Below are 15,545 nucleotides of genomic sequence, written 5' to 3'. Positions count from 1 at the left end.
CAATTGAAGAAGGATTAAGATTCGCTATAAGAGAAGGCGGAAGAACAGTAGGAGCAGGTGCTGTTGCTACTATAATAGAATAATTTAAATTTAGGAGAGCAAATTACTTACAGGGCAGGTAATCAATGCCTGCCCGATAATTACAAAATGAGTAATGAGTCTCTGAGTTTATAATTTGGTTGCTGATAATAAAGACCAGGTTTACCTGGTCTTTTATAGAGTATTAAAAATCCCTTATCTGGCAATACTCATTATATATTTAGTATCACGTTTATGATATGTAATGAGTAGTTAGATACAAAATATTGACATGGGAATTAAATTATGATAGATTTTTAAGGTAGTCTGAATTGGGCTATGTTATTACTATTTTTGCGTATGTATGAATATGTCTTAGTGTTGGGAGGTGCGGTTAATGAGAGTTAAGATAACCCTAGCGTGCAGTGAATGCAAGCAGAGAAACTACAATAACATGAAAAACAAGAAGAATGATCCTGACAGATTGGAGTTGACTAAATACTGCAGATTCTGCAGAAAACATACTGTTCATAAGGAAACAAAATAGGCTGTAAAGGATGTGTAAAAAATGACAGATACAGCTAAGAAGTTTAGCTTTAAAAGATATTTTAAAGAGACAAAAGCTGAATTGAAGAAAGTCAGCTGGCCTAGCAGAAAAGAAGTTTTACAGCATACAGAAGTTGTTTTGATATCTATAATTATTATAGGATTAGCATTATGGCTTGTTGATTTAGCTTTTGGTAAAGTCTTGAGCATATTCCTGACAAAATAAAAGAGTATTTCTTTCAAATAATATTTCAATGATATAAGATTTTTGAAGTTAATATAACTAAAAGTAAACACCTAAGGAAGTTTATGCTTTCCTATGAATTAAGATAAAAGGAGGAAAGACCTTCGTGTTCAACACGGAGTCTGTTTACTGATGGAAGATAGAGGCAAGTGGTACGTGGTTCATACCTATTCCGGTTATGAGAATAAGGTAAAGGCGAATATAGAAAAAATAGTAGAAAACAGAAATATGCAGGATGTTATCTTTGAAGTTAGGGTGCCTGTTGAAGAGCAAGTTGAGATTAAAAACGGCAAAAAGAAAATCACCCAGAAAAAGATCTTTCCCGGATATGTTATTGTGAAAATGATTATGACCGATGAATCATGGTATGTCGTAAGAAATACAAGGGGTGTTACTGGTTTTGTCGGACCTGGATCCAAGCCCGTGCCTCTCACTGATGCGGAAGTAAAAAACCTAGGGGTTGAAAAAATTCCTGTTAAGCTTGATGCTAAGGTTGGGGACAGCGTTAAGGTTATTTCCGGACCTTTTGAGAACTTTGTAGGAGTAATACTAGAGATAAACAACGAGAAGCAAAAGGTAAAAGTTCTAGTTTCAATGTTTGGAAGGGAAACACCTGTTGAATTGCAATTCTCCCAAATTGAGACTTTAAAATAGCTTACTTAGATTTTATATATAGAATTACCCGTGAGAGGAGGTGCAATTATGGCTAAAAAAGTGTCTGCAATAGTAAAGCTTCAGGTTCCTGCAGGAAAAGCTACACCAGCACCACCAATAGGTCCTGCTTTAGGTCAGCATGGTGTTAATATTATGGGTTTCTGTAAGGAATTCAATGAAAAAACTGCAAAACAAGCAGGATTGATCATACCTGTAGTTATTACTGTATACCAAGACAGATCCTTTACTTTTATAACAAAGACTCCTCCGGCAGCTGTATTGATTAAGAAGGCAGCCGGAATTGAAAGTGGTTCTGGAGCACCTAACAAGAATAAGGTAGCTAAAATATCCAAAGAGAAAATCAGGGAAATTGCTGAGCTTAAAATGCCTGACCTAAATGCCGGCAGTATAGAAGCTGCAATGAGCATGATAGCTGGTACAGCAAGAAGCATGGGAGTAGTTGTAGAAGATTAATATTAAGTGGGAGGAAAATAATTTCCGTTTATACCACCAGGAGGTAGAAAAATGTTTAGAGGTAAAAAGTATCAAGAAAGTGTAAAGCTTATTGAACCAGGCAAGCTATACGATACAAAAGAAGCAATGGAACTGGTTCTAAAAACAGCGAAAGCTAAATTTGATGAATCAGTAGAAGTTCATGTTAAGCTTGGTGTTGACCCAAGACACGCAGACCAACAAGTAAGAGGCGTTGTTGTATTGCCTCATGGAACAGGTAAGACTTTAAAGGTATTGGTATTTGCAAAAGGTGAAAAAGCTAAAGAAGCTGAAGCAGCAGGAGCAGATTTTGTTGGTGCTGAAGAGCTAGTTGCAAAGATACAAAACGAGAATTGGTTTGATTATGATGTAGTTGTTGCTACACCGGACATGATGGGTGTAGTTGGAAGATTGGGTAAACTTCTTGGGCCTAAAGGATTAATGCCTAACCCAAAATCCGGTACAGTAACCTTTGATGTTGCAAAGGCCATTGCAGAAATAAAAGCCGGTAAGGTTGAATACAGGGTGGACAAGACAAGTATTGTTCACGTAGCAATTGGTAAAGTATCCTTTGGAACAGAGAAGCTAGTTGATAACTTTAAGACTTTGATGGAAGCTATTATAAAGGCAAAACCAGCAGCTGCTAAGGGAACTTATTTAAAGAGTGTTACTCTTACAAGCACAATGGGACCTGGAATCAAAGTCAATCCTCTCCGTGTTATTGATTAATAACACTGACTGAAATTGAATATAGTACCGTAGACAGTAGGTGCGTAATGCTTAATTTCCTACCGAGGTTTTGATCATAAATGAAATTATGACCTCTCTATGTCTACGGAGAGGTCTTTTGTATAATCAAAAGACCCCATGATCTCAACATGAGGAGGTGTAAACATGTCAAGAAATTTAGAAGTTAAGCAGCAAGTTGTAAAAGAAGTAAAAGAGAAACTTGAAAAAGCAAGTGCAGTGCTGCTAGTTGATTATAAAGGCATAAATGTTGCAGATGTAACAGAACTGAGAAAGAGATTCAGAGAAGCAGGCGTAGACTATAAGGTTTACAAGAATACGTTGTTTAAGAGAGCAGCTTCAGAGCTTGGAATAGAAGAACTCGATGAGTTCCTTGAAGGTACTGTAGGTTATGTTTTCGGATATGATGATGTTGTAGCTCCTGCAAAAGCAATCAATCAATTCTTGAAAGATAACCCAAAGGCACCTTTGACAGTTAAAGCTGGTTATGTTGAAAAGAAACTCATGGATGCCAAAGCTATTAAAGCTCTTGGTGACTTACCATCAAAAGATGTTCTTATCGCTATGTTGCTTGGTGCATTACAGGGTTCTGTAAGAAACCTTGCATACATGTTGAATTCTATAAAAGAAAAAAAAGAAGCGGAAGCTTAATATAATAGGAGGTAAATAAAATGGCAAGTGAAAAAACTTTAAAGTTTATAGAAGAAATAAAAAATATGACAGTGTTAGAGTTGGCAGAATTAGTTAAAGCTATTGAAGAAGAATTTGGTGTAACTGCAGCAGCTCCTGTAGCTGTAGCAGCAGGCCCAGTAGCAGCTGGTGCTCCAGCAGCTGAAGAACAGAGTGAATTCAATGTAATATTGGCAAATGCAGGAGCAGAAAAGATTAAGGTTATCAAGGTTGTTAGAGAAATAACAGGTCTTGGATTAAAGGAAGCAAAAGACCTTGTTGACGGCGCTCCAAAGCCAATCAAAGAAGGCGTAAGCAAACAGGAAGCAGAAGAAATAAAGGCAAAGTTCGAAGGAACTGGCGCAACAATAGAAATAAAGTAAGATTAATTTCAAATAAGAGCCGCTTAAAATGCGGCTCTTTTAACATATAAACTTTGGGCCAAACTCCATGAATCGGGTTTTATAAAAAATGGAATTGATAATAATGCTATGTTTCGAGCAAGAATGTTATAATAGGATTTCGAAGGATTGCCTGAGAAGTGACTAGGGACAAGTAATGGACATTAGATACAGAGAAATTTCGAAGCAATTTTCACAAAAATATCATAATAACCTATATTTCCCGGGAAAAAATCGACAGATATATTAAATGAATAAAAAAGTCAATAAAAGTAATCCTATATTATTGACAGATAATAGAGGGTATGTTAATATTATATATTGCATTGGTGTAAAAAATTACTATATTTGAGCATACAGCTGTATAAGATTGACTAAAAAAGGCAATATTAAAATAGCTATGCTAAATTTATTATTGACCAAAAGCAGATGCGGGAGCTTTTGGCTATTTTACTTTATTTATTATTAAGGGGTGAGTGACTTATGGTACATCCTATCTCTGTTGGGAAAAATCAGAGAATGAGCTACTCAAGCATTGATGAAGTCATGGATATGCCGAATCTAATAGAAGTCCAGAAGAATTCCTATAACTGGTTTCTTGAAGAAGGTCTGAGGGAAGTATTTAATGATATTAACCCTATTACAGATTATACAGGAAATTTAGTGTTGGAATTTGTCGATTATTCTTTGGACAGCAAACCAAAATATAGTGTTGAGGAGTGCAAGGAAAGAGACGTTACATACTCCGCACCACTTAAAGTAAAAATAAGACTGGCCAATAAAACTACCAACGAGGTAAAGGAACAGGAAGTATTTATGGGAGATTTTCCTCTCATGACCGATAATGGAACGTTTATAATCAATGGAGCTGAAAGAGTTATAGTAAGCCAATTGGTTAGATCCCCGGGTGTTTATTATGATCAACAGATAGATAAGTCTGGAAAGAAATTGCATTCGGCAACGGTTATTCCTAATAGAGGTGCATGGTTGGAATATGAAACAGATTCCAACGATGTATTATGGGTAAGGATAGACAGAACAAGAAAAATTCCAATCACAGTCCTCTTAAAAGCTCTTGGATATGGTACCGATCAACAGATAGAAAATCTGCTTGGAGAAGATGATAGAATAAGAGCTACTCTTCAGAAGGATACGACCAAAAACACTGAGGAAGCTCTTATTGAAATATATAGGAGACTGAGACCAGGAGAACCTCCTACTGTTGAAAGCGCCAAATCCCTTTTAGAGTCTTTGTTTTTTGACGCTAAGAGATATGATTTAGCAAAGGTTGGAAGATATAAATTTAATAAGAAATTATCTCTAGCTTCAAGATTAAGTGGTCAGAAGTTGGAAAAAGAAGTTGTTGATCCTCGTACTGGTGAAATCCTTGCTGAAGCAGGAGAGAAGATAACAAGAGAAAAAGCTCAAATGATTCAAAATGCAGGAGTTAATGAGGTTTTCATACAGTCTGAAGGAAAGGCAATAAAAATAGTAGGAAATAATGTTGTTGACATAAATAAATATATGCCTTTCGATGTCTCAGATTTGAATATTAAAGAGATGGTAAATCTGACCATATTGAAGGAAATCATGGATCAATATGAATCTGAGGCTGATATTAAGGAAGAGATAAAAAGAAGAATAAATGATCTCATTCCTAAGCATATTTTGATAGATGATATAGTTGCTTCTATCAGTTATCACTTAAACATTCTGTATAATGTGGGAAATATTGATGATATTGACCATTTAGGGAACAGAAGACTGAGATCTGTTGGTGAGCTATTGCAGAATCAGTTTAGAATTGGCTTGTCCAGAATGGAAAGGGTCGTTAAGGAAAGAATGACCATTCAGGATATTGAAGTGGTTACACCTCAACAACTTATCAATATTAGGCCTGTAGCTGCATCTATCAAAGAATTCTTTGGCAGCAGCCAATTGTCTCAATTCATGGATCAAACAAATCCTCTTGCAGAGCTTACTCATAAGAGAAGATTGTCAGCCTTAGGACCAGGGGGATTATCAAGAGAGAGAGCAGGTTTCGAAGTAAGAGACGTTCACCATTCACACTACAGCAGAATGTGCCCTATTGAAACACCTGAAGGTCCTAACATAGGATTGATAGGAAGCCTTAGTACCTATGCCAGAATAAATGAATATGGTTTCATAGAAGCACCTTATAGAAAAGTTAAAACTGATGAAAATGGAGATAAGATCGTAACCGATGAGATTGTCTATGTAACTGCAGATGAAGAAGATGACTACATTGTTGCTCAAGCAAATGAACCTCTTGATGCTGAAGGAAGATTTATAGATAAGAAAGTTACGGCAAGGGTAAGAAATGAAATAGTGGTTGTTCCAGTATCGGAAGTTGAATATATGGACGTTTCACCAAAACAGGTTGTATCTGTTGCAACGGCCATGATACCCTTCCTTGAAAACGATGATGCAAACCGTGCGTTGATGGGATCTAACATGCAGAGACAGGCAGTTCCTCTTATTAAACCTGAATCACCAATTGTAGGTACAGGTATGGAATACAAAGCAGCCATTGACTCTGGCGTAGTAATAGTTGCAAAGAACAGCGGCATCGTTGAAAAAGTCAGCTCCAATGAAATAGTCATCAAAACTGATGATGGCGGCAGAGATAGATATAAACTCTTGAAGTTTAAGAGATCAAACCAGGGTACCTGTATAAATCAACGCCCCTTTGTCAAAAAAGGCGAAATAGTGAAGAAAGGCCAGGTAATAGCAGATGGGCCTTCTACAGATTATGGTGAGATAGGTCTCGGAAGAAATATTCTTATCGGATTTATGACTTGGGAAGGTTATAACTACGAAGACGCTATACTTATAAGTGAAAAACTGGTTAAAGAAGATGTATTCACTTCTATCCATATTGAAGAATACGAGGCAGAAGCTCGTGATACTAAACTAGGTCCTGAAGAGATAACAAGAGACATACCTAATGTAGGCGAAGATGCTCTTAAGGATCTGGATGAAAGAGGCATAATAAGAATTGGAGCAGAAGTAAGAACCGGAGATATACTAGTTGGTAAAGTAACTCCAAAAGGAGAGACAGAGCTTACTGCTGAAGAGAGACTTTTAAGGGCTATTTTCGGTGAAAAAGCAAGAAAGGTAAGGGATACTTCTCTAAGAGTACCTCATGGTGAAGCAGGTATAGTAGTAGATGTAAAAGTATTCACCAGAGAAAATGGGGATGAAATGCCTCCAGGAGTAAATGAACTGGTGAGGGTATATATAGCTCAGAAGAGAAAGATATCTGTGGGAGACAAGATGGCTGGAAGGCACGGTAATAAGGGTGTTATATCCAGAATTCTTCCCGAAGAAGATATGCCTTTCCTTCCAAACGGAACACCTTTGGAAATAGTATTGAATCCTCTTGGAGTTCCATCGCGTATGAATATAGGTCAGGTGTTGGAAGTACATCTTGGCTTGGCAGCAAAAGCTTTGGGCTGGAAAATAGCTACACCTGTATTTGATGGTGCCAATGAAGAGGACATAATGGATACGTTGGAGACAGCAAACAAAGTTATACAAGTAAGAAAGCAGCTAAAGTTTATAAAGGAAAAGCTGCTTACTAAGCAAAAAGATGAATCCTATGAACTTAATATAGATGAGAATAAGGAAATAATTGATGAATATCTTGAAGATCAAGTCTTTACATTGGATAAGAGGTTAGGAGATATTAAGGAAAAAATCAAGAGTGCGGACCTAAATGATATTAAAAACATTGAAGAACTGTTGGACAGCTTTGGAGACAATCCTCTTGTAGATGTTGACCTGGATAGGACAGGTAAGATTCAGTTGAGAGATGGCAGAACAGGAGAATATTTCGACAACAAGGTAACAGTAGGGTATATGTATATATTGAAACTATTGCACTTGGTAGATGACAAGATACATGCCAGATCTACAGGACCATACTCACTGGTAACTCAACAACCTCTGGGAGGAAAAGCTCAGTTTGGTGGTCAGAGATTCGGTGAAATGGAAGTTTGGGCTCTTGAAGCTTATGGTGCAGCTCATACTCTTCAAGAGATTTTGACAGTAAAATCTGATGATGTTGTGGGAAGAGTCAAGACCTATGAATCCATTGTTAAAGGTGAAAACATACCTGAACCTGGTGTGCCTGAGTCATTTAAGGTATTGATAAAGGAGCTTCAAAGTCTCGCGTTGGATGTAAAAGTTCTTTCAGAAGAGAATGAAGAAATCACAATAAAAGAATCCGTTGATGATGATCTGGAAGATCTCAGCAATGAAATGGAGACCAGAGAAGACCTTAACCTTTCAAATCTTCCTTACAGAGGTGGAGCTGAGGAGGAAAGAGAAAGTTTATATGATGACTATGATGAAGATGCTGAAGAGGAAGACTTTGATCTAGATTTGGATATTGATGATCTGATTGAAGCTGAAGCTAAAGAAGACGTTGAGGAAGATTATTAAAGGAAGGGAGAGAAGAGCCCTTGTTGGAATTAAATAACTTCGAATCATTAAAAATTGGTTTGGCATCCCCGGAAAAAATAAGAGAATGGTCAAAAGGAGAGGTAAAAAAGCCGGAGACCATAAATTACAGAACCCTGAAGCCGGAAAAGGAAGGATTGTTCTGTGAAAGAATATTTGGACCTACAAAGGATTGGGAATGCCACTGCGGTAAGTACAAGAGAATAAGATATAAGGGCATAGTATGCGATAGATGCGGCGTTGAAGTAACAAAATCTAAAGTAAGAAGAGAGAGAATGGGTCATATCGAATTGGCAGCTCCAGTTTCTCACATATGGTACTTCAAAGGAATACCCAGCCGCATGGGTCTTTTGCTTGATATGTCGCCAAGATCCCTAGAGAAGGTTTTGTATTTTGCTGCATATATTGTAATCGATCCAGGGGATACAGGACTATCTGTAAAGCAAGTTCTTAACGAAAAGGAATACAGAGAAGCCATAGAGAAATATGGAAACAGATTTAGGGCAGGAATGGGAGCGGAGGCTATAAAGGAACTTCTCGCTGCCATAGATTTGGATAAACTTGCTAAAGAGCTCAGAAGCGACCTTAAAGACAGTTCAGGACAAAAGAAACTTAGGACTGTAAGAAGATTGGAAGTTGTAGAAGCTTTTAGAAAATCAGGCAATAAACCTGAATGGATGATACTGGATGTAATTCCTGTAATTCCTCCAGACTTGAGACCTATGGTTCAGTTGGATGGAGGAAGATTTGCTACATCGGACCTTAACGATTTATACAGAAGAGTTATTAACAGAAACAACAGATTGAAAAGGCTTTTAGATCTTGGAGCTCCAGACATAATTGTCAGAAATGAAAAAAGGATGCTGCAGGAAGCCGTTGACGCGCTGATAGATAACGGTAGAAGAGGTAGACCTGTAACCGGACCTGGAAATAGACCACTTAAATCCTTGAGCGACATGCTGAAGGGAAAACAGGGAAGATTCAGACAGAACCTGTTGGGTAAGCGTGTTGACTACTCAGGCCGTTCCGTTATAGTTGTAGGACCAAACCTAAAGCTATATCAATGCGGATTGCCTAAAGAAATGGCATTAGAGTTGTTTAAGCCTTTTGTAATGAAAAAGCTGGTCAAGGATGGATTGGCTCATAACATAAAAAGCGCAAAAAGAATGGTAGAAAGAGTGAAGACAGAGGTATGGGATGTGCTTGAAGAAGTAATTAAGGAACATCCTGTACTCTTAAACCGTGCCCCTACTCTTCATAGATTGGGAATACAGGCCTTTGAACCTGTATTGGTTGAAGGAAGAGCGTTAAAACTCCATCCTTTGGTATGTACTGCATATAACGCCGATTTTGACGGTGACCAGATGGCGGTTCACGTGCCACTGTCCGTTGAGGCTCAGGCAGAAGCCAGATTCTTGATGCTTTCAGTAAACAACATTTTGGCTCCTAAGGATGGAAGACCTGTTGTGAGCCCGACTCAGGACATGGTTATGGGAATATATTATCTGACTATACATGTGCCTGGTGCAAAGGGAGAGGGCAAGATATTCTCCAGTGTTGACGAGATGATAATGGCTTATCAATTGGGAGAAGTGGATCTTCATGCCATGGTTAAAACCAGAATCACAAGAACTGTGAACGGAGTTGAAAAATCTAAACTTGTAGAAAACACAGTAGGAAGATTCATATTCAACGAGGCTATGCCACAGGATGTTGGATTTGTTGATAGAAGCATAGAAGGAAATGAGTTTGTCCTTGAATATGACCCAAGAGATAAGGATGGAAATCTTATACCTATAGATAAGAAAATGCTAGGCAAGATTGTAGACAAATGCTACAGAACCCATGGTTCAGCAAAGACATCAATTGTCCTTGATGAAATAAAATCCTTTGGTTTCTACTACTCCACCAAGGGAGCAGTGACCATAGGAGTAAGCGATATAGACATACCTGAGGCAAAGAAAAGATTGCTTTCCGAAGCAGATGCTAAGGTTGACAGCATAGAAAAAATGTATAGAAGAGGTCTCATATCCAATGAAGAAAGGTATGAGAGGGTAATAGAAACTTGGAAAAACACTAAAGATGAAGTTACGAAGGCTCTTATGGATAACCTTGACAGATTAAATCCTGTATACATGATGGCCAACTCCGGAGCGAGAGGTAGCGTGAACCAGATAAGCCAGCTGGCAGGTATGAGAGGTCTTATGGCTGATACCTCCGGAAGAATAATTGAAATACCTATAAAAGCAAATTTCCGTGAAGGACTTAACGTTTTGGAATTCTTTACATCCACCCACGGAGCAAGAAAGGGATTGGCAGATACTGCATTAAGAACAGCAGACTCAGGTTACCTGACAAGAAGACTTGTTGATGTCAGCCAGGATGTTATAGTAAGAGAAGATGACTGCGGCACAGAAGAAGGCATTTATGTAACTGAAATAAAAGATGGAAGCGAGATAATAGAAAAACTGGAAGATAGACTTGCCGGAAGATTTGCAATGGAAGATATCATACATCCGGAAACCGGTGAGGTGTTGGTAAGTAAAAATACCATGATTACTGAGAAGATGACTTCCAAGATAGTTAAAGCAGGAATAAAGAAGGTCTATATAAGATCAGTATTGACCTGTCATTCTAAACATGGTGTATGTGCAAAGTGCTACGGTATGAATCTTGCTACAGGAGATCCGGTGAATATTGGAGAAGCTGTTGGTATCATTGCTGCCCAATCCATAGGTGAGCCTGGTACTCAGCTTACAATGAGAACCTTCCATACTGGTGGTGTTGCAGGAGATGACATAACTCAAGGTCTTCCAAGAGTTGAAGAGTTGTTTGAAGCCAGAAAGCCAAAGGGATTAGCTACTATATCAGAAATAGCCGGTATAGTAAAAATAAATGATTCGAAAAAGAAAAAAGAAGTAGTTGTAATAGGAGACGATGGTGACACAAGAACCTATGCTATACCATATGGTTCCAGACTCAAGGTTTATGATGGAGACAGAATTGAAGCCGGTGACGAAATTACCGAAGGTTCTGTTAACCCTCATGATATTTTGAAAATAAAAGGTGTAGCAGGAGTTCAATCCTATTTGCTGCAAGAAGTGCAAAGAGTATATAGACTACAGGGAGTTGACATAGCTGATAAGCACATAGAAGTTATTGTAAGGCAAATGCTTAGAAAAGTAAAAATCGATGATGCAGGTGATACTGATTTATTGCCTGGTGGCTTGGTTGACATGTTTAAATTTGAAGAAGAGAACAAAGCCATAGAGGAACAAGGCGGACAGAAGGCTACGGGTAAGAGAGTATTGCTTGGAATAACCAAAGCATCCCTTGCAACAGATTCATTCTTATCAGCGGCATCCTTCCAAGAAACCACGAGAGTATTGACAGAAGCTGCTATCAAAGGCAAGGTAGATCCACTTATCGGTCTGAAGGAAAATGTTATAATTGGTAAACTTATACCTGCAGGAACAGGGATGAAAATATATAAGGACACATCTGTTAAACTGCCAGGTGAAGAGGCTGAAAAGGTTGAAGAAGACGAGGAAAAATCTGAGGCAGATTCAAATAATTAGTATTGACAACAAAATACTGATAATATAAAATTAATAGGTATGTTAAGAACCAATATTCTTTTATAAAATGAGGAGGAGATAAATATGGAAAGATTGAGGTCCTCAAAAAAAAGGATAATTGGGTTGAAGCAAACTTTAAAAGCAATTAAGAATGGAACTGTTAATATAGTCTATCTTGCAAATGATGCGGATGAACCAATAAAAAACAGTATATTGGAAGAATGCAGGGGAAAAGATATTGAAATTGTGCAAATAGACACAATGAAGAAACTTGGAGAAGCATGCGGCATTGATGTTAATGCTTCATGTGCTTCCATACTAAAAGGTTAAGATAAGCCCCTTCAAATAGAAGGGGCTTGTTTTTAATAAATAAAATAAACACGAGGAGGTGTATTTGATGCCTACTATAAACCAGTTGGTTAGAAAGGGCAGACAGCAAGTAACTTACAAATCAACAGCACCGGCACTAGAAGAGTCTCCACAGAAGAGAGGGGTATGCATGGTAGTAAAAACTACTACTCCTAAGAAGCCTAACTCTGCTTTGAGAAAGATTGCCAGGGTAAGACTTTCAAACGGAATAGAAGTTACAGGCTATATTCCTGGTATAGGGCATAACCTACAGGAGCACTCTGTTGTGCTTATCAGAGGAGGCAGGGTTAAGGATTTGCCTGGTGTAAGATACCACATAATCAGAGGAACCCTGGATGCTGCTGGAGTTGCTAACAGAAAGCAAGGCAGATCAAAATACGGTGCTAAGAGACCTAAGAAATAATATTGTGCGGAAATTATACCACAGCTTAGCTGTGTATATATATATTTTGCGCACAACGGCATCATGTTTTAGACAATGCCGAGTACCGATGAATAATTAATTGTTAAGGAGGGAAGCAAAGTGCCAAGAAAAGGACATGTTCCAAAAAGAGATGTTTTACCTGATCCAATATACAATAGCAAAATAGTTTCAAAGCTAATAAACAATGTCATGTATGATGGCAAAAAAGGCGTAGCTGAGAAAATAATTTATGGTGCTTTTGACATAATAAGAGAAAAGACAGGTAAAGATCCTCTAGAAGTATTTGAGACTGCTATGAACAATGTAATGCCTGTTTTGGAAGTTAAGGCAAGAAGAATAGGTGGTGCAACCTATCAGGTGCCTGTTGAAGTAAGACCTGACAGACGACAGGCATTAGGTATGAGATGGATAATCGAATACGCAAGAAATAGAGGAGAAAGAACAATGAGAGAAAGATTGGCAGGAGAAATCATGGATGCTGCCAATAATGTAGGCTCCAGCGTCAAGAAGAAAGAAGATACTCATAAGATGGCTGAGGCTAACAAGGCTTTTGCACATTACAGATGGTAATTATAAATTACAAAGTATTGTGTAATGCTGATATTATTGGGAAACATATAAGTGATTCTTGCTATAGAGAGGAGGATATTAGTGCCTAGGCAATTTCCGTTAGAAAAGACTAGAAATATAGGAATAATGGCCCATATAGATGCAGGGAAGACGACAACTACAGAGAGAATCCTGTACTATACAGGCAGAACTCACAAGATTGGTGAGACACATGAAGGCTCTGCTACTATGGACTGGATGGAGCAGGAGCAAGAGAGAGGTATAACTATTACCTCTGCGGCAACTACTGCTCAATGGAAGGGTCACAGAATAAACATAATAGATACGCCGGGGCACGTGGACTTTACTGTTGAGGTAGAAAGGTCACTGCGTGTTCTCGATGGATCAGTAGCTGTATTCTGTGCAAAAGGTGGAGTTGAGCCTCAATCCGAAACAGTTTGGCGACAGGCTGATAAATACAATGTACCGAGGCTTGCATATGTAAATAAAATGGATATAATGGGTGCTGATTTTTACAGAGTTGTTGAGATGATGAAAGAGAGACTTAAATGTAATGCTGTACCCATTCAGTTACCCATAGGCAAGGAAAATGACTTCATAGGAATCATTGACCTTGTAACAATGAAAGCAGAAATATACAAAGATGATTTGGGCAAAGAGATTGAAGAGACTGAGATACCTGAAGATATGATGGATTTAGCCCAAGAGTATAGAGAGAATTTGATAGAAGCTGCTTCAGATAATGATGAAGAGTTGATGATGAAGTACCTTGAAGGTGAAGAGTTAACCATCGAGGAGATAAAGGCTGCCATCAGAAAAGGTACATTAGCTAACAAATTGGTTCCCGTTCTTTGTGGTTCATCCTATAAGAACAAGGGAGTACAGTTGGTATTGGATGCAGTAGTGGACTATCTGCCTTCACCATTGGATATACCACCTGTTGAAGGTACCAACATTGACGGCGATGAGAAGATGATAAGAAAAGCTGATGATAATGAACCTTTCTCAGCCTTAGCATTCAAGATAATGGTTGACCCTTATGTAGGAAAACTGGCTTTCTTCAGAGTATACTCTGGAAAAGTAGAAGCAGGTTCTTATGTTTACAACTCTACAAAGGGTAAAAGAGAGAGAATAGGAAGAATAGTTCTGATGCATGCAAATCACAGGGAGGAAGTAAAAGAGGTCTACGCAGGAGACATTGCTGCTGCTGTAGGACTCAAAGATACAACTACCGGTGATACACTATGCTTGGAAGATTCACCTATAATACTTGAGTCCATGCAATTCCCTGAGCCTGTTATAAATGTAGCAATAGAGCCAAAGACAAAAGCAGGACAGGATAAGATGGGAATAGCACTAGCAAAACTTGCGGAGGAAGATCCTACTTTCAGAACATATACAAATCCTGAAACAGGTCAGACAATAATCGCAGGTATGGGTGAACTTCATCTTGAGATAATAGTTGACAGAATGCTCAGAGAATATAAAGTTGAAGCCAATATTGGAAAACCGCAGGTTGCCTATAAGGAAACCATTAAGAAAAAGGTTCAGGCTGAAGGCAAGTTTGTAAGACAGTCCGGAGGTAAAGGACAATACGGTCATGTATGGCTTGAAATTGAGCCTAAAGAACCAGGCACCGGCTTTGAGTTTGTAAACAAAATCGTAGGTGGTGTCATACCAAAGGAATATATACCTGCTGTTCAGGCCGGTGTAGAAGAAGCTTTACAAAATGGTGTTCTTGGTGGATACAATGTTATCGATGTGAAGGTAACATTATACGATGGTTCATATCACGAAGTGGACTCATCAGAAATGGCCTTCAAGATAGCTGGATCAATGGCTTTCAAGGAAGGTATGAAAAAAGCGGATCCAGTTTTACTGGAACCCATAATGAAAGTCGAAGTTACAGTGCCTGAAGAATATATGGGAGATGTAATTGGAGACATTAACTCAAGAAGAGGCAGAATAGAAGGTATGGAAGCCAGAATGGGAGCTCAGGTAATAAGAGGATATGTGCCGCTGGCTGAAATGTTCGGATATGCTACTGATTTGAGATCAAGAACTCAAGGTAGAGGCGTATATTCAATGGAAATGAGTCACTTTGAGGAAGTTCCAAAGAATATTGCCGAGAAAGTACTAGAAAAATAAATTAGAATAGTTCGGATGTTGGATATATTCTCATCCGAACTATGAATATACTTATTTTTAAACTTATGACAGTAAAGAAAATGTGTTGAATTATAATTGGGATACAAGGAGGAAAAGATAAGAAATGGCAAAGGCTAAATTTGAAAGAACCAAACCCCATGTAAACATAGGAACCATTGGACACGTTGACCATGGTAAAA

14 protein-coding genes, 1 pseudogene and 1 other annotated feature are annotated in these 15,545 nt (G+C 38.3%); all 15 genes and pseudogenes read left to right on the top strand.

Annotation, left to right across the window (positions count from 1 at the left end; all coding sequences use genetic code 11):
• Positions 1-83 (top strand): EF-Tu C-terminal domain-related protein (locus BUB48_RS17875; RefSeq protein WP_456298940.1); only part of this gene is annotated, 83 nt, incomplete at its 5' end.
• A 332-nt stretch (positions 84-415) separates the two neighbouring features.
• Positions 416-565: a 50S ribosomal protein L33 gene (gene rpmG, locus BUB48_RS16670; RefSeq protein ID WP_073027926.1), complete on the top strand. Its 150-nt coding sequence runs from the start codon at positions 416-418 to the stop codon at positions 563-565.
• Positions 566-586: 21 nt separating this feature from the next.
• Complete coding sequence (secE, locus tag BUB48_RS16665) at positions 587-790, top strand: preprotein translocase subunit SecE (protein WP_073027923.1); 204 nt, start codon at positions 587-589, stop codon at positions 788-790.
• Between the two features lie 150 nt (positions 791-940).
• On the top strand, positions 941-1,462 hold the full coding sequence (nusG, locus tag BUB48_RS16660; RefSeq protein ID WP_073027920.1) for a transcription termination/antitermination protein NusG: 522 nt from the start codon (positions 941-943) through the stop codon (positions 1,460-1,462).
• Positions 1,463-1,510: 48 nt separating this feature from the next.
• On the top strand, positions 1,511-1,936 hold the full coding sequence (gene rplK, locus BUB48_RS16655) for a 50S ribosomal protein L11 (protein WP_073027918.1): 426 nt from the start codon (positions 1,511-1,513) through the stop codon (positions 1,934-1,936).
• Between the two features lie 51 nt (positions 1,937-1,987).
• Positions 1,988-2,683: a 50S ribosomal protein L1 gene (rplA, locus tag BUB48_RS16650; RefSeq protein ID WP_073027915.1), complete on the top strand. Its 696-nt coding sequence runs from the start codon at positions 1,988-1,990 to the stop codon at positions 2,681-2,683.
• Between the two features lie 9 nt (positions 2,684-2,692).
• Positions 2,693-2,813: a sequence feature (ribosomal protein L10 leader region), on the top strand.
• A 35-nt stretch (positions 2,814-2,848) separates the two neighbouring features.
• Positions 2,849-3,352 carry a 50S ribosomal protein L10 gene (gene rplJ / locus BUB48_RS16645; RefSeq protein ID WP_073027912.1) on the top strand — a complete coding sequence of 168 codons (504 nt, stop codon included), beginning with the start codon at positions 2,849-2,851 and terminating at the stop codon, positions 3,350-3,352.
• Between the two features lie 20 nt (positions 3,353-3,372).
• The gene (gene rplL, locus BUB48_RS16640; RefSeq protein ID WP_073027909.1) at positions 3,373-3,753 is read left to right on the top strand and encodes a 50S ribosomal protein L7/L12; all 381 of its coding nucleotides are present in this window, start codon (positions 3,373-3,375) and stop codon (positions 3,751-3,753) included.
• Positions 3,754-4,254: 501 nt separating this feature from the next.
• Entirely contained in the window at positions 4,255-8,238 is a 3,984-nt protein-coding gene (gene rpoB / locus BUB48_RS16635) for a DNA-directed RNA polymerase subunit beta (RefSeq protein WP_073027907.1), read from the top strand.
• A gap of 20 nt (positions 8,239-8,258) precedes the next feature.
• On the top strand, positions 8,259-11,834 hold the full coding sequence (gene rpoC, locus BUB48_RS16630) for a DNA-directed RNA polymerase subunit beta' (RefSeq protein ID WP_073027903.1): 3,576 nt from the start codon (positions 8,259-8,261) through the stop codon (positions 11,832-11,834).
• 84 nt (positions 11,835-11,918) lie between these two features.
• On the top strand, positions 11,919-12,164 hold the full coding sequence (locus tag BUB48_RS16625; protein WP_073027900.1) for a ribosomal L7Ae/L30e/S12e/Gadd45 family protein: 246 nt from the start codon (positions 11,919-11,921) through the stop codon (positions 12,162-12,164).
• Positions 12,165-12,231: 67 nt separating this feature from the next.
• Positions 12,232-12,606, top strand: a complete 375-nt coding sequence (gene rpsL / locus BUB48_RS16620) for a 30S ribosomal protein S12 (RefSeq protein WP_073027898.1) — start codon at positions 12,232-12,234, stop codon at positions 12,604-12,606.
• 120 nt (positions 12,607-12,726) lie between these two features.
• Entirely contained in the window at positions 12,727-13,197 is a 471-nt protein-coding gene (gene rpsG / locus BUB48_RS16615; protein WP_073027896.1) for a 30S ribosomal protein S7, read from the top strand.
• Between the two features lie 81 nt (positions 13,198-13,278).
• Positions 13,279-15,345, top strand: coding sequence for an elongation factor G (gene fusA, locus BUB48_RS16610; RefSeq protein ID WP_073027893.1), 2,067 nt, complete (start codon positions 13,279-13,281; stop codon positions 15,343-15,345).
• Between the two features lie 124 nt (positions 15,346-15,469).
• Positions 15,470-15,545, top strand: a pseudogene (locus BUB48_RS18990) (GTP-binding protein); the annotation flags it as partial.

The sequence above is a fragment of the Lutispora thermophila DSM 19022 genome, from assembly GCF_900142105.1.
Lineage (GTDB): Bacteria > Bacillota > Clostridia > Lutisporales > Lutisporaceae > Lutispora > Lutispora thermophila.
The sequence above is the reverse complement of the archived record's forward strand: the minus strand, read 5'-3'. Positions and strand labels throughout refer to the sequence as shown.

Excerpts from the sequence above, each read along its gene's own strand:
- rpmG (WP_073027926.1), top strand. The coding sequence starts at position 416 with ATGAGAGTTAAGATAACCCTAGCGTGCAGTGAATGCAAGCAGAGAAAC.
- secE (WP_073027923.1), top strand. The coding sequence starts at position 587 with ATGACAGATACAGCTAAGAAGTTTAGCTTTAAAAGATATTTTAAAGAG.
- nusG (WP_073027920.1), top strand. The coding sequence starts at position 941 with ATGGAAGATAGAGGCAAGTGGTACGTGGTTCATACCTATTCCGGTTAT.
- rplK (WP_073027918.1), top strand. The coding sequence starts at position 1,511 with ATGGCTAAAAAAGTGTCTGCAATAGTAAAGCTTCAGGTTCCTGCAGGA.
- rplA (WP_073027915.1), top strand. The coding sequence starts at position 1,988 with ATGTTTAGAGGTAAAAAGTATCAAGAAAGTGTAAAGCTTATTGAACCA.
- rplJ (WP_073027912.1), top strand. The coding sequence starts at position 2,849 with ATGTCAAGAAATTTAGAAGTTAAGCAGCAAGTTGTAAAAGAAGTAAAA.
- rplL (WP_073027909.1), top strand. The coding sequence starts at position 3,373 with ATGGCAAGTGAAAAAACTTTAAAGTTTATAGAAGAAATAAAAAATATG.
- rpoB (WP_073027907.1), top strand. The coding sequence starts at position 4,255 with ATGGTACATCCTATCTCTGTTGGGAAAAATCAGAGAATGAGCTACTCA.
- BUB48_RS16625 (WP_073027900.1), top strand. The coding sequence starts at position 11,919 with ATGGAAAGATTGAGGTCCTCAAAAAAAAGGATAATTGGGTTGAAGCAA.
- rpsL (WP_073027898.1), top strand. The coding sequence starts at position 12,232 with ATGCCTACTATAAACCAGTTGGTTAGAAAGGGCAGACAGCAAGTAACT.